Source organism: Candidatus Protochlamydia sp. W-9, assembly GCF_001950615.1.
Classification (GTDB): Bacteria; Chlamydiota; Chlamydiia; order Chlamydiales; family Parachlamydiaceae; genus Protochlamydia; species Protochlamydia amoebophila.
Genome location: NZ_BCPZ01000205.1, coordinates 1 through 15,480 on the forward strand (window position 1 = coordinate 1; position 15,480 = coordinate 15,480).

The 15,480-nt window shown below is 34.9% G+C and carries 5 protein-coding genes and 1 pseudogene; 4 read left to right on the forward strand and 2 right to left on the reverse strand.

Features of this window, described 5'->3' with window-relative positions:
• Positions 1–645 precede the first annotated feature (645 nt).
• Positions 646–5,256: an ankyrin repeat domain-containing protein gene (locus BU804_RS06390; RefSeq protein WP_075883439.1), complete on the reverse strand. Its 4,611-nt coding sequence runs from the start codon at positions 5,254–5,256 to the stop codon at positions 646–648.
• A gap of 118 nt (positions 5,257–5,374) precedes the next feature.
• Here BU804_RS06390 and BU804_RS06395 point away from each other — a divergent pair.
• From BU804_RS06395 to BU804_RS06405, 3 genes and pseudogenes are all read left to right on the forward strand, one after another.
• Positions 5,375–6,251 (forward strand): annotated as a pseudogene (locus BU804_RS06395) (IS982 family transposase).
• Between the two features lie 309 nt (positions 6,252–6,560).
• A complete protein-coding gene (uvrA, locus tag BU804_RS06400) occupies positions 6,561–12,263 on the forward strand; it encodes an excinuclease ABC subunit UvrA (protein WP_102135645.1) in 5,703 nt (1,900 codons plus the stop codon).
• 184 nt (positions 12,264–12,447) lie between these two features.
• Entirely contained in the window at positions 12,448–13,704 is a 1,257-nt protein-coding gene (locus tag BU804_RS06405; RefSeq protein WP_075883440.1) for an MFS transporter, read from the forward strand.
• A gap of 39 nt (positions 13,705–13,743) precedes the next feature.
• Here the strand turns inward: BU804_RS06405 and BU804_RS06410 are convergent, their stop codons facing one another.
• Positions 13,744–14,445 carry a hypothetical protein gene (locus tag BU804_RS06410; protein WP_075883441.1) on the reverse strand — a complete coding sequence of 234 codons (702 nt, stop codon included), beginning with the start codon at positions 14,443–14,445 and terminating at the stop codon, positions 13,744–13,746.
• A gap of 471 nt (positions 14,446–14,916) precedes the next feature.
• On the opposite strand from BU804_RS06410, the gene BU804_RS06415 reads away from it, so the two are divergent.
• A complete protein-coding gene (locus BU804_RS06415) occupies positions 14,917–15,258 on the forward strand; it encodes a hypothetical protein (protein WP_011176190.1) in 342 nt (113 codons plus the stop codon).
• Positions 15,259–15,480 lie beyond the last annotated feature (222 nt).

Here is a 15,480-nt window from a genome sequence, read left to right on the forward strand (position 1 = left end):
TCTTTTTTAAAGATTATTTAAACACTTTCAAGTTGTGTTAATATTCAAAGTAATGTGAGAGAAAATTTTTTGTAAAAATCAGTTAAAATTTTTATAAGTTAAAGCCTTTAACATCACTCTGTGTTTAAAGCTATTCTTTCTTGTATTACTAAATCAGTACTTTAGGTTAACGAGGTACTGAGTTTGTCCCTATTTTGTTGAAAATTCTAGAAACAATAATTTTGAAAATCTTTTTTATTTCTTCTTTTATTTACTTTTGCAAAATTTTCTAAAGAATGGGGAATTTGAGGATCGAAAAGTTTACACTAACTTTGATGATTTAAAAGTTATTCTACGATAGGTACATAACCATCGATTACAGTTTAATATAAAGATGTAAATCTATTTAAATTTTTTACGCAGAGATCTAGTTTATTATAGGAAATTAAAACCTTGACTATTTTAACATTCCCCATGACTCCACGGATAATCTTAACGCTATTTAAGACCAATCATTAGACCTTTTTGGATGGTCTGGGCTGTTAGATTCTCTAAGGTAAGAGGCATACAAGTTAATTTTGTAGAGAGGCTGATTTCCAGATTCCAAGAAACTTATCTGCTTGCATGCCTATTTTCTTTTAAGATTAAAAATTGTCAATAGTTTTATTATGGGGCCACCACTTTCGCATTTTCGGTTGAATTCATAGAATCATCATAGATGCAGTTTTTTTCTTGGATAACCGAGTTAATTTTTTTTTGCAAAGCTTTTATGTAGAACTCTGTTCCATACAAGTTTGTGTTTATTTCTATTGCTTTTTTATACGCTTTAATAGCTTTATCGGGATCATTTGAATCCAGATGTATATCTCCACGAACTTCATATGTTGCCGCAGCGGACGGCTGATGCTTAAAACGATTTCCATAAATCCTTTTTTTCATCTTAATTGCATTTTTCAATTGCTCTAGTGCTTCTACTTTCTTTCCTTGTTTCCATAAAATAATTCCCTTTTCTCTCAAAACACGTGGTGAATCAAAAGGCTCTTTTTCACCCACATCCTTTGCAACATCTATAAATTTTGCATTTGCTTCGTCGAGTAGTCTATCCGCGTCACCTAATCTGCCAAGGCGAATTAAATTTTGTGCTTGATAAAATTTCGAAATACCGATTTGATACGTAGAACTACATTTATCTTTATTTTGTTCAAGATGTTCATAATGTTTAGGAACTTGATCATTTTTATAGTGAGTTTCTGCATTTTCAAAATGTTTTAAAGCTTCAGTATAAAAAGACTGACTATCTTCTGTAGTTTGGGCTAAATGCGCGCGCTTTATTGATAGTACGCCCCTATAAAAATCCAACCTGCCTCGAATTGCCCTATGCAGCGAACGCGCATCTGCAAGATTCACCGCTTTGTTAAGATAGACTTCAGCTTCATCAGGATTTCTAACCGTATCTAGGAAATAGCGCACAACAGTCAAAAGTAACTGCATGGCAGCCTTAGGATCATCTGTAAGAAAAGCATCGAAATCTAAAACAGACAGACAGTGAGGTAACATTTTTTTAAAAGGTTCAACTGTTTCTCGATGTGCAGGATTATAATCTTTTACATGACGATAGAAGTTTAAAGCTGTAAGTATTTCCCTAGGAGAAGGTTGGAGTTGCAGCTTTTGCATGACCTCTTGCCATAACATGACCTTTTGCCATAATTTATGTAAGGAAAAAGTTTCCTGATTAGAGCGGGTCAATTCGTAAATATTTAAAAATTTTAAAATGTTGTCAACAAGCATTTCTCTATCCCTGATGCTTATTTTCTTCTCTTTCAATAAAGCATCGAGAAAATCTACAGGAATATTGTCTGGACTCAAATAAGCACAAGCCTGAAGACAATCAACGGCGTAAGGTTCTTTTTGTCGCAAATCTTCTAAAGTAATTAAATATGTCGCTACTAAACTTACATGACGCTTATCAGGATCACTCATATATAGAGGGGATTGCTCCTGAATTTGTTTTTTTGTTTTATATCTTTTCACATAATCTGCTATATTGAGCCCTACCGTTGAAGCGATATAGTGAGCTGCACAATTTAATAATAAAGGAGAATAGTCGAGTTCTCTCGCTAGCTCTTCCATCTTTGGCGACCTTTTCTCATCTATAACTTTTTGGAGAAGATTCAATGCCTCTTCTTTATCAAAATGGCCTATTGGTAATCCAACTTTAGAAGTGTTATGTTCTGGGCGAGTAATGATTAACATAGATCCACCTTTGCTAGGCAGTTGCTGAGGCAATTCTCTTGTGTTATCTAAGATAAGTAACCAGGGTTTATCAAAGTTATGTTTCTCAAGATGTAGCTTGATTTTTTCTTTTAATTCGTCAAGTGAAATCTGTTCTATCGGTTTATTAAATTGAATTTCTAAGACCCTGGCTAACTCTCGGTATCCCAGTTTTTGTGTTTCCGGTGTTTCTTCATCAATCCACCAGATTAAGGAATAATTTTCAAGATGAAGGTAGGCGTAAGCAATTGCAATTTCTGTTTTACCGACCCCTCCATGCCCATAAAGAATTTGTTGTCTGCATTTATTTGGCTGAAGAAGGCTTTTCAGTTTTTGCATAATTTTAGGGCGATTAATAAACGAAGGATGAGGTTCTTTCAAATTGAAAAAGCACTTGCGTTTTTTTATCATTAGCTCAAGAGCATTATAATGAAGAGGGCCTATCCCAATTTGTTTTAAGCTAGATTTTGCTAAAAACTGACGTGCGGCAATTTCTCCTGATTCCAAAAGCTCTGCTTTTTTGTGCGGTGGTAGATCAAAATCCAATAATCCAACGCCTCGATTATCGATATTAATGGTTCGCAGTTCTTGTTTTCCTTTATTTCTAAAAATATTTTCAGCTGAAGTATAAACATTAATCAATTCTATAATAATATCTTTGACAGTCGAAGGTTCTTTTTCTTCCGTATCTTCTTCTTTAGGCGAGTAGAGGCTTAATCCCCATGTAAACGGATTTAGCCAGGGATCATTTTCATTTTCCTCAGAGACGAGATCCCTTTTATATTTTTTCTTATCAAATATCTCAATGGGGTAGTTCATCAAAATTCCCCCATCCACATAAGTTCCGAGACTTTTATCCGGAATCCGCATTCCATTTACTTTTTTGCAAAGCGTGTGAGGCGAAAAAACTATAGGGATGGACATAGAGGCTCGCACAGCATCGGAAATGATAATGTCATCACAATCACGGTCTTCCGAACTAAATATCCTCACTTCATGTTGTGGACCAAGCTTAGTTGCAACAATGTAAAGATGTTTAAAAGGGGAATTTTTTTCCGTTTCAATTAATTTGTTGAGCTCTCCAAAGGTGAGATGACTTATTTTCGTTCCTTGGTGTTTTTCAACTTTTTCAGTAAGCTTTTTTTCTATTAATTCACGAAAATACTCTCCCTTACAAAGGCCCCCGGATGCGTATCTTTCCTTTAAAATATTTTTTTTATCATCCGGAATCCACCACCACTTTAACCAGCTACTCAAAAGTTTACGGGCAATATCCAATTTGCTATTAGACACTCCTTTTTTTTGAATAAGTTCTAATTGTTCTTTAGCATTTAAAAGCACACTTTTTAATTCTTTAATATCGAGATTTAAATCGTCGGGATAGTCAAGAATCTTATTTAAGTCGATTTCATCTAAAATATCACTTATTTCAGAACTTGTATAGCCTACAGAAATTAATGATGCAAAAATTGCTCCGGAAGAGGTTCCAGCGAGCCTTTCTAGTTTTTTTAAGGCTTCGTGTTCTTCCAATTTTTTTAAAACCGCAATATAAGCAATTCCTTTAGGTCCCCCTCCTTTAATGACAAGATTTTTCGGAGGCTGCGTTTTAGGATCCCATGGTTTGCCTACAACAATTTTTCGAATAAAATTTTCCATTTCCTCATTCTTGAGATCAATAGCGAGGTCGAGAGCTTTTTGTCTCGAGTTGTTTTCGACATCTTTGCATCCTAATTTTAATAAAAATTCAAATGACTCTTTTTTATTTCCCTTCACACACCAATGTAAAGGCGTATTTGATTCTAGATCTCGTGTATCTAGTTCCGCCCCAGCCTCGTAGAGAATTTTAATTGCAGCCTCGTCTCCCAGATAAGCAGCCAGACTTAGAGATGTTCTTTCTTTCGCGTCTTTTTCCTCAATCAAGGTTTTAGTTATATGATTCTTTAAAAGATGAGAAAGCATTCCACTATTACTTGACCAAACCGCTGAGTGAAGAAGATTTCCTCCTTCTTTTAGTTGCGATTTTATTCCTTCCTCGGTCAATAATAAATCTAAACATCCTTTGGCACTATGGTCAACACATAATTCAAGTGGATTACGAGAATGAGATTTATGTTCGAGAGGTAATTGAAGATTAGCTCCTTTTTCCATTAAAATTTGCACAATTTCTTTTTGATCCAATTGGATTGCTATGTGGAGCGGAGTCTCTCCTAAAGAATTTTTTTCTTCAGGAGCAAAATAGCCATAAAGTAGGGAAAAGATAGCCGCATTACCCTCCATAGCTGCTAAGTGAAGAGGGGTATTTGCATCATAATCCTTTTTTTCGAGACCGATTTTTAATTCTACCAAATTTTTCACAATTTCTTCATTTTCGCATTCAATTGCATGCATAAGTAGTGTATGGCCACAAGAATCTATTAACAGAGAAAGCTGTTTAGCAATCGGTTTGATCTTATCCCATTCTCCTTTATTACAAGCTTCATAAGCTGCTGCAAAACATTGGTTCCTCAAGCGATCAAGATTTTCCGGCGTCTCATGATCCTGTAGTAGAGGTAAATTAAAAACAACAGCTAACTGTTGCAACTGCTCATAGGTAAGCATATTCTCAGAATTTATAGTTTCGTTTGCTGAAAGAGAAGTAAGCGGATTCTCAGAATCTACAGTGTTGTTTGATAAAAAATTTGATCCCATGCAAGCCAGCAAAAACACTGGTAATGCTAGATCACTACGAAGTTTTCCATGGTCATTCGGCATATGGCATAAAGAACGTATATGCAGTGTCCAGCGAGAGTTCTCGTTTGTCGTGAATTTCGCATACGTAAATTTTTTCTGCTTTAAAAGAAGGGTACTTGTTGATGAAGAATAGGCTCGGGAATTTTGTTTACCTAGAAATGATAACCCTCCGCCTTTTCTGTCAAAACCTATTTTTAAAGCTGAAATTCTATTAGGAAAACAGGATGTTAAATATTGAGGACGTACTGTTGAAATACCCAGGGAAACACTTGTCATATTTTTCACTTCTTAAATTTTGCATATGGACCAACTTACTTTTTTTGAATTTATATTTTACCATAAAAGAAAGCAATAAAAAATAATTTGATTTTAACGTCTTTGCAAGGGTAAAGAAATAGCTTCTACGGTGACATCGACATTAGCGGCGATTTCTAGCATCTACGTGCAGAAATGGGATAAACAGTTAATTGACCATGGTAAAACAAAATGAGGGCCTCAACCTGAATGATCGATACCGCAGATGATGACAATTGTTATTTTATTTCATCAATCGAATGATCGGACATTCAAGCACTTTTATGAATATGTTCTTAAATACTTAGTTAGAGAATTTTCAAACTTAATGAGCACTAGTCGCTTTGTTTATTTAAAAAAGAATCTTTTTGTTCCTTTATTTGCTTAACTTCAAGACAGAAGAGGAAAAATCACAGTAATTGCTTTTATTGATTTTCCATCGATAGAGGTTTGCCGCAATAAACGCATTAAAAAAAAGTCTTCAAAGGTTTAGCAAAAAGGGAAAAAATAAACCCAGGATGATTTTTTGGGAATAAATTGCATCTATTGCATCTAATGATCGATAAGAAAGGAGAAATTTGGCTTTTCAGCTTAACTCCGGAAATGTTGCTGATATCTCTATTGCCGAGACTTTGTCAAAAGGTATTTTTGGGAAACTATTTGGTGATAAAGGGTATATTCCTAAACAGCTTTCGAATAAGTTTTTGAAACAAGATCTTGAGCATTGACAACCCTAAGATCGAATAGGAAGCAGAAGCTGATGAATCTGACAGAAAAAAATTTTAGAAAATAAGCTATCATTAAAACGGTAAATGATCAATTAAAAAATATTTCTTAGATTGGATAGATACGCCATAGAAATGCCGGAAATTTTTTTAATTAATTTATTAGCTGGGATTGTTGCTTATACTCATCAACTTAAAAAGCCATCTAACAATTTACCAGAACAACATCGTCTATTGTTATTCGCCGCTTAAAAATCCAAAATTCAGTTTAATAAAAAATTTAAAGTCTTTACTTTTATAGCAAATATAAACTTATCTTATAAATTTTATTAAAAAAATACCAAAAACAAGCATTTTTACATTTATTTCTAAAGTCTGGTATAATTTTGGCTCGCCAGACACAAAGAAAAAAGAATAAAAGAATAAAAAAATTTGAAAAGTCTATAGGGACGAAAATTTAGCTCAATCAATTAAAACTTACGAGCATTTTGTTTTTAAGAAATTTCAAAAGATCTCTTTCTTTATCTTACAATGATGAATTTCTAATCTTTTCAGGAATGAATGATGAATCAGGAAAATATTGTCCTCAAAAAAGTGCGTGTTCATAATCTCAAAACAGTGGATCTGACTTTAGAAAAGAATGAGCTCATCGTTTTTACTGGGGTATCGGGTTCAGGAAAATCTTCTTTAGCATTTGATACCATTTATACTGAAGGGCAAAGACGTTATGTAGAATCCCTTTCTACATTTGCAAGGCGTCAATTAGGAGAATTGTCTAAACCCGATCTTGAACATGCAAGTGGAATTTCTCCTACAATTTCAATTGAACAAAAAACAGCTGGAAAAAACCCTCGATCAACCGTGGGGACATTAACCGAAATTTATGACTATTTACGAGTTCTTTATGCTCGAATCGGTGTTCCTCATTGTCCTGTTAGCGGAGAAGCTGTAACTCCCCAAAGTCGAGAAAGAATTATAAAATCTGTCCAAAATCTCCCCTCAAAAACAAAAATTATTATTTTAGCTCCTTATGCAAAGGCAAAAAAAGCAGAATTTAAAGAAGATTTTCAAGAGTTAATTCGCAAAGGTTTTATGCGAGCTAGAGTGGATGGACATTTTGTGAATTTAACGGATGAACTAACTTTAGATGGAAATGTGACTCATGATGTCGATGTTGTGATTGATCGACTGACAATTGAAAATAATGCTTTATCACGAATTGCTGATTCGTTAACACAAGCTCTGCAACTTGGGCAGGGTGTATGCAGCATATTAGACACTGAATCAAAAAATGAGCAGCTTTTTTCTATGCATGCCTATTCCCCTCAATCAGGGTTATCTTACTCTTCTTTAGAACCCCATGACTTTTCATTTAACAGCCCTTCTGGTATGTGTCCCCGCTGTCAAGGAATGGGAAATATTCATGAATTTAATTTAGATCTCGTTATCGATCCTAACCTAAGCATCGCAAACAATTGTTGCTCTATTGCTAGTCCTTATCAAACAGTTCGTTATGGAAATATTTACGACAATCTAGCTGAACAATATCACTTTAGTGTAAATACACCCTGGAAAAAACTCTCTGCAAGTGCCCATAAAGTTTATTTATTTGGAACAGAAAAAAAATGGACACGTATGCATTTTGTTCATCCCATCACGGGAGCTCGCTGGACAGATCATATTCAATGGAAAGGCGTTCTACACGACGCTCACACTCGATTCTCAGAAGCAAAAAGTGAAAATTACCGAAAGAAAATGCAAAAAGTCATGAGCATTCAAATTTGCCCTGAATGTGAAGGAACAAGGCTTAAACCTTATCCAGCTGCGACTTTATTAGGTGGTCAACGAATTAGCAAATTAACCTCAATGACTATTTTTGATTGCTCCGTTTTTTTTGAAAATTTAAAACTTTCACCACAAGACAGATTAATTGCAGGTGAACTTTTAAAAGAAATTCGACAAAGGCTACAATTTTTATTAGAAGTGGGACTTCATTACCTAACTTTAGAACGGACCGCTCCTACTCTATCTGGAGGAGAAGCTCAACGCGTGCGACTTGCCTCCCAAATTGGTTGTGGGTTAGTGGGAATTACTTATATTTTAGATGAGCCCTCCATTGGACTTCATCCTCGTGATAACCGAAAATTGATCGATACTTTAAAGCATCTTCGAGACATGGGAAATACTGTTATTGTTGTCGAACACGATGAAGAAACAATATGGGAAGCCGATCGCATTGTCGACTTCGGACCGGGGGCTGGTGTCAAAGGAGGTCGCATTCTTGTAAACGGAGACTTATCAGATCTTTTTAATCAATCTGAATCTTTAACAGGAGCTTATCTAACAGGCCGTAAACAAATTGAAATTCCAAAAAAACGACGTAAAGCATCCAAAGATTTTTTAGAAATCAAAGGGGCTCAGCATCATAATCTCAAATCAATCGATGTTAAAATCCCTTTAGGTTTATTTGTAGCAGTGACGGGAGTTTCCGGATCTGGCAAATCTTCTTTAATTACCGATATTTTATATCCTGCCTTATCCAATGCACTTCATGGTGGAGAGCATTCAGTCGGAAGCCACCAAATGATTCAAGGATTAGAAGCCATAGACAAAGTGATCGCTATTGATCAGTCTCCTATTGGACGTAATCCTCGTTCTAATCCAGCCACTTATATTAAACTATTTGATGAAATTCGAGATTTATTTAGCCAACTTCCAGAAAGTCAAGCGCGAGGTTATAAGGCTGGGCGATTTAGTTTTAATGTCAAAGAGGGTTCTTGTTCACATTGTGAAGGGATGGGAATGATTAAAATTGACATGGATTTCATGGAAGATGCATGGGATGATTGCCCTCTTTGTAAAACAAAACGATTTGATTCAGAAACTCTTTCAGTTTTATATAAAGGGAAAAATATTCATGATATTTTAGAAATGGATGTGTGCGATGCCTTAGAATTTTTTGCAAATATTCCCTCTATTAAACATAAGCTTGAAACATTGAGCCAAGTTGGAATGGATTATATTAAGCTTGGGCAAGCTTCAACAACTCTTTCGGGAGGAGAAGCTCAACGTATCAAATTGGCTAAAGAACTTGTTAGACCAGCGACGGGTAAGACTTTATATATCTTAGATGAACCTACGACAGGCCTCCATTTTCATGATATCAAACATCTTCTTGAAGTTCTACATGCTTTAGTCGAGAAAGGTAATACTGTTTTAGTGATCGAACATAACATTGATGTTGTCAAAACAGCTGACTGGATTATTGATTTAGGTCCAGAAGGAGGAGCTGGAGGAGGGCAAATTATTGCCACTGGAAATCCAGAAAAAATTGCTAAGATGAAAACTCCCACAGGAATAGCCGTTAATTATGCACTTTATCCTGAAACAGAAAAAAAAATAGCAGCTGCTCTCGAGACAAGTAAAAAACGGCGCAAAACCAAAAAGCAAAGAGAGGCTCTCTTAATTAAAGACATCAATGTCATAGGTGCTGAACAAAACAATCTCAAACAAATTTCTGTGACTATCCCCCGTGAAAAAATTACTGTCTGCACAGGCCCTTCCGGATCTGGAAAATCTTCTTTAGCCTTTGAGACCATTTATGCAGAAGGGCAAAGGCGTTATATTGAATCTTTATCTCCTTACGCTCGTCAATTTGTCAAACAAATGCCAAAGCCTAAAGTGGGACAGGTCAGTGGTCTTTCGCCTGCTATTGCAATTGAACAAAAAGCTCATGCAGGAAATCCTCGTAGCACTGTTGGAACTCTAACCGAAATTTACGATTACTTACGCATCTTATTTTCAAGATTGGGAATAGCACATTGCCCCGAAACAGGGGAAGTTATTAAATCCATTAGCAAAGAACTCGTTGTCGAACGTATTCTATCCTATCCTGAAAATCAACGATTACAAATTTTAGCCCCCATAGAATTAAATAAAAACGAGAAATTTGAAGATTTAATTCTTAAATTTAATCGACAAGGTTTTCTACGTATTCGATTAAATGGAGAATTTTACTCTCTGGAACAAGATCAAATAAATCAAATTCCTTTTGATCGAAAACGCAAAAACGAACTTTTCTTGGTCATCGATCGTTTAAAAACAAATTCATCCATCAAAGCTCGCTTATTTGAAGCCATTGAAAATGCAACTTCCATTGGAGATGGAAAAGTTGTTGTAATGAAAGAAGATGAAGATATTCCTTTTAACCTTTCTTTTGCTGTTGAAAGTACAGGTAAATCTTATCCTGAAATTACACCTCATACCTTTGCTTTCAATACTCCTGAGGGAATGTGTGTGGATTGCCAAGGACTTGGTTACCAATATGGTGCTAACTTTGCGCGTAACACTGAAATGACATCTTATTCAGTTATTGGATTAATACGACATCTCTGGCAGCAAGCATTCACACGTCACGCTTTTGCTTATATGGAACACATTCTCGATGAAGAAGGGATTGATCCTCATGTTCCACTTAATCAACTACCAATCGATAAAATCCAATTTCTAATGCAAGGTTCTGCGGAGGAACGCTGGTATACAAATGCGTCCGGACTTCGTTACCGATGGATAGGAATTGATCAGGTTCTCGCAAAAGCTGGAAAAAACGCAGCATCAGAAAAAAAAGAAGCGATTATTCCCCTTTTGCAAGAACAAACATGCATTTCTTGCCAAGGTGCAAGAATTAATCCACTCGCAAGAAACGTCACCATTCAAAATCATTCTATTCATGACATTTGTTCAATGCCAATTGAACAAACTTTAAATTTCATTAAAAAGCTTAAACTTTGCCCACAAGATAAAAAACTTCTAGAAGAAGTTCACACCCAACTTACCAATCGTTTAAGTTTTCTTTGTGAAGTAGGACTTCATTATTTATCTCTTGAACGTCGAGCCCCCACATTAAGCGGTGGAGAAGCACAAAGAATTCGATTGGCTCGCCAGTTAGGAAGCGGACTGACGGGAGTTCTGTATGTTCTTGATGAACCAACCATTGGACTCCATCCTCATGATAATGCCAAATTAAATGCAGCATTAAAAAAACTTAAAGATCTTGGAAATACTTTACTCATGGTTGAACATGATCCGTTGACTATTGAAACAGCAGATTATCTTCTCGATTTCGGCCCAGCCTCTGGAGAGCATGGGGGGCATGTCACCGCAAGAGGAAGCTTTAAGCAAATTTTAAAAAGCACCACTTCTTTGACTGGAGCTTACCTGTCTGGTAAGAAAAAAATTCCTATTCTCTCCAGAAGACGCTCAATTGATCAGGAACAAATTGTTATTCAACACACAAAGAAAAATAATTTAAAATCTATTAGTGTTGAAATCCCTATAGCTGCTTTGACCTGCTTAACAGGGGTATCTGGTTCAGGTAAGTCTACGTTATTGCAGCAAGTTTTGCTTCCCGCTCTTGAAAAAAGACAAAATCACGATACTGTCGAAATCGAAGGAGCCATAGTGTCTGGCTTATCACATTTTGATAAAGTGATTTCGATTGATCAAGATCCTATTGGAACAACAGTTCGTTCAGACGTTTGCACCTACGTCGATGTTTTGACTCGCATTCGTGAGTTTTTTGTCTCATTGCCAGCTGCTCGAACAAAAGGGCTTCAACCCAAAAATTTTAGTTATAATCACCGTAAAGGGATGTGCACAGGCTGCTGGGGACTGGGATATCGACGAGTCGAAATGCATTTTCTTCCTGCAGTTAAAGTAACCTGTGAAGATTGCCAAGGGTTAAGATTGAATCCTATAAGTTTGGAAGTCACTTATGCAGGAAAAAATTTAGGACAATATCTTAATACAACGATCGATGAAGCACGGGTAATTTTTCAAAATCATCCTCGAATTGTCAGAATTTTAGATACTCTAATCGCTGTCGGACTTGGCTATTTAAAGCTAGGGCAAGAAACAGCTAGTTTATCGGGAGGAGAAGCACAAAGGTTAAAATTGAGTCGAGAATTAGCTAAAAGATCAACGGGCCGCACCTTATATCTCCTCGATGAACCAACAACAGGCTTACACAGTGATGACATCTATAAACTATTACAAGTTCTGCACCGTTTGGTTGATAAAGGGAATACAATGATTATCATTGAACATCATTTAGACATAATCAAAAATGCTGACTATATTATTGATTTAGGCCCAGAAGCTGGGGAAAAAGGTGGGAAGGTCTTGGGAAAAGGAACGCCCGAACAAATCGCTCAACTCTCTTCTTCCTGGACAGGGCATTATTTAAAAAATGTATTATCACTTTGATTCAAGATACATAAATAATTGAAGTTTAAAGTTTGACTAAAAATTGAAGCAAAATGTTATGATCAAATCCAAAATTTTAAGTTAATATTTTTAACAGTTAAAGATTTAGCTCATTAATTAAAAAATTTAATTTCTGACTCATCAAACATTAAAGGATTTAAATCAATGATAAACGCCTATTAAAATGCAAAAAAATTTAGATTATTTAAAAAATACTCAATTTATTTTTATTGCCAGTAAGCTTCTAAATAGCCCTTTAGGAGCGATGTATAATCTTTTGTCTTTTATTATTTGCAAGCAGCTTGATGCAACCCCTTTTCAAATTACTTTACTAATTAGTTCTAAGCCTCTTGTTGCCCTTATTTCTTTTTATAGTTCTGTTTTTATCAAAAACAGACCTGAACGACTCAAATCATTAATTATCAGTTCCACAATATTGAGTTTTATTCCTTGTTTTGCTTTTCCTTTTGTCACTAATTGTTGGTTTTTTATTTTTGCTTTCGCTCTCTTTATGATGTCAGCGAAAGCCATGCTTCCTGCTTGGGCTGAAATTTTTAAACGAAATATTGGCCCAGAAGGAAGAAGCTCTATTTTTTCTAAGGGATCCACAGTTAATTATCTCGCAAACATCTTTGTTCCTCTATTATTAGCTCCAATTTTAGATTACTATCCCTCAATTTGGACAGAAATATTTTTTATTTTGGCTCTTATTCAACTCGCTCACGTAGTTTTTTTACTTCGTTTAAAAGTCCGTTTAGAAAAGCATGAATCAGCATCATTTGCTCCCAATTCTTTTTCTTTTCGCTCCGTCATATTTGATCCGTGGAAAAATAGCTGGCAATTAATGAAGCAACGACCTGATTTTCGCAATTACCAAATCGTTTTTTTATTGGGAGGAACAGGTTTAATACTTTCGCAGCCTGTTTTACCTCTTTTTTTTGAGCAAATTCTACACTTATCGTATACTCAACTTATCTTTGCTGTCTCGTTATGTAAAGGAATAGGATTTGCTATCACTTCTCCTTTATGGGCTAACGCATTTAATCGCATCTCTATTAATTTATTTAATTTCTTTGTCACGGCATTAGCTGGCCTATTTGCTATTGTTTTAGCTTCTATCCAGCAAGAAGTTTTATGGCTTTATTTAGCCTATTTGATTTATGGCATTATGCAAGCGGGAAGTGAGATGAGTTGGCATTTAGCAGGTCCTCGATTTGCCAAACAAGAAGATAGTACATTGTACACAAGTGTAAACATAGCTATGATCGGTTTAAGAGGATGTATAGCTCCCTTTATTGGGGAGCTTCTTTTCTGTACAACGAATTTTAGTGTGGTATTTCTCTGTAGTGCAGGATGTTGCTTAGCTGGAGCTTTTTACTCCTACTGGCTTGAATTTCAAGATCGAAAAGCAGACAATCTAGCGTTTTCTGCTGTTGAGTAACCAATCTTAAAATCCTTTTAACATCAACTAAAGACACGATTAATTAGACAGCCTTTTAGTTTGGGCTTTAATTTCATTCTTTTTTACTTCATTTTTTAAAATTTCTTTTTTAAATATTGTATGTTTGAGGTCTATCGATTTTGCTTCTTGTCGGATCAAGTCCTCTTTTTTTCTGCGCTCTTGCTCATTTCTAATCTCTTGCATATCGCGTAGAAATTTAAGAATTTGGTTACCAGGAATGTTTTTCATCTTATAAATCAAACAATCGATTGCCATGATTTGATCTTTTTTTGAAGAAATTTTGGCTAAGTAATCGCGGACGAAACTTTTAGTTGGCTCATGCAGCGGAATTTTATGATCTTTTTTTTCATTCTCTAAAGAGTTTTCACTTAAATCTAATGCCTCCATGGCAATAGCGGACATTCTTTCAGAATCATCATCAGATAGCACACAATAACTAAGCTGCTTTCCCTCGATATTTAACTCATTTTGTTTTTTTAAACTTTCTACAATTTGAGAACTGGCACAGATAAAAGTCTGATCCCCTTTTTCAACAACTGCCACAAATCGATTGTTTTCAGCCCATTTTTCAATTTTTTCAAGATCTCGAGTTAAATCAATCTTTTTTAAGCGATTATCCTTTTTTGAGACGACGAATAAGTTTGCCGCTACCTCTACATTTGTATCATAAAAATTACCATTCACCATGTTTACGACAAAATCAATAGATAGTTCGACCATTTATAGCTCCCTCTTATTATTACATTAATAGTAACACTAATTATAAAAAATAAAAAATTTTATGACAACAAATTACACAAATCAAAAAAATTATAATTGATAATATCATTTAAATATTTATACTTTTATAGTATAAAATAAATAATGAAAATTTGAGTTGCACATCTTGGCAGGTTTTCAGCTGCCATCTCGCAATAAAATTGAAACAGTAAACGTCACGTGATATTTTAATTCCCACGAACATATACAGTGACTCTTGATCATACAAGGATAAACCTAGAAATATTAAATATTTCCGAAAACGTTAATTTCATGCATTTTGCGCTAAAACTAGAATTGCTCAAAAATTCTTTGTTTTTAATAAAAAACTATTTTAAACGATTGATTTACTTTTTTCTCATTTTTCTCTCACCTTTAAATACCAATGAGAGTTAAAACTACTTTGAAAACATATGAATAAAAGGATAAAAGATGAAGTTCCCTTATTTATCAAAAAGGCGCGCAGATAATATTTCTAATGGAATTTTCCTAATTTTATTAGGTATTTTATTTTACACTAAAATGTGGTGGCCGAGCATCTTATTTGTTTTGGGTATTACATTTGGTTTAAGGCAATACTTAATGGGCAGACGATTAGATTTTTTTGTGACAGTGGCTTTGGTTGCCGTTTTAGGGTTTATTACATTGATTGGAATGGCATTTTCTTTTTTTCTGCCTATTTTGCTTATGGGAACAGGGTTTTATCTCGTCTGGCGAGAATACTCCTTTCATAATGGCGTTGTGCATTTAAAAAGAGAGGATTTAAACGATTAATAAAAAGTTTCAATAGGAAAAATAAATGAATAATCGACTGATTCATATTGGTGAAATTCAAAGATAAAATGAACAAAAATGATATCTTTTTTAAAACCATTGGATCGTTATCAATTTGTTTGGTTTGAAATGAATCCTGGAAAAAAAATCTTAGCTAAGGAGCAAATTCTGAGAATGCGACTGTTGCGGCCCGTATTTATTAGAAACATGATCTATTTAGAA

Coding starts and splice junctions, on each gene's coding strand:
- BU804_RS06405 (WP_075883440.1), top strand. CDS start 12,448: ATGCAAAAAAATTTAGATTATTTAAAAAATACTCAATTTATTTTTATT.
- uvrA (WP_102135645.1), top strand. CDS start 6,561: ATGATGAATCAGGAAAATATTGTCCTCAAAAAAGTGCGTGTTCATAAT.
- BU804_RS06390 (WP_075883439.1), bottom strand. CDS start 5,256: ATGACAAGTGTTTCCCTGGGTATTTCAACAGTACGTCCTCAATATTTA.
- BU804_RS06415 (WP_011176190.1), top strand. CDS start 14,917: ATGAAGTTCCCTTATTTATCAAAAAGGCGCGCAGATAATATTTCTAAT.
- BU804_RS06410 (WP_075883441.1), bottom strand. CDS start 14,445: ATGGTCGAACTATCTATTGATTTTGTCGTAAACATGGTGAATGGTAAT.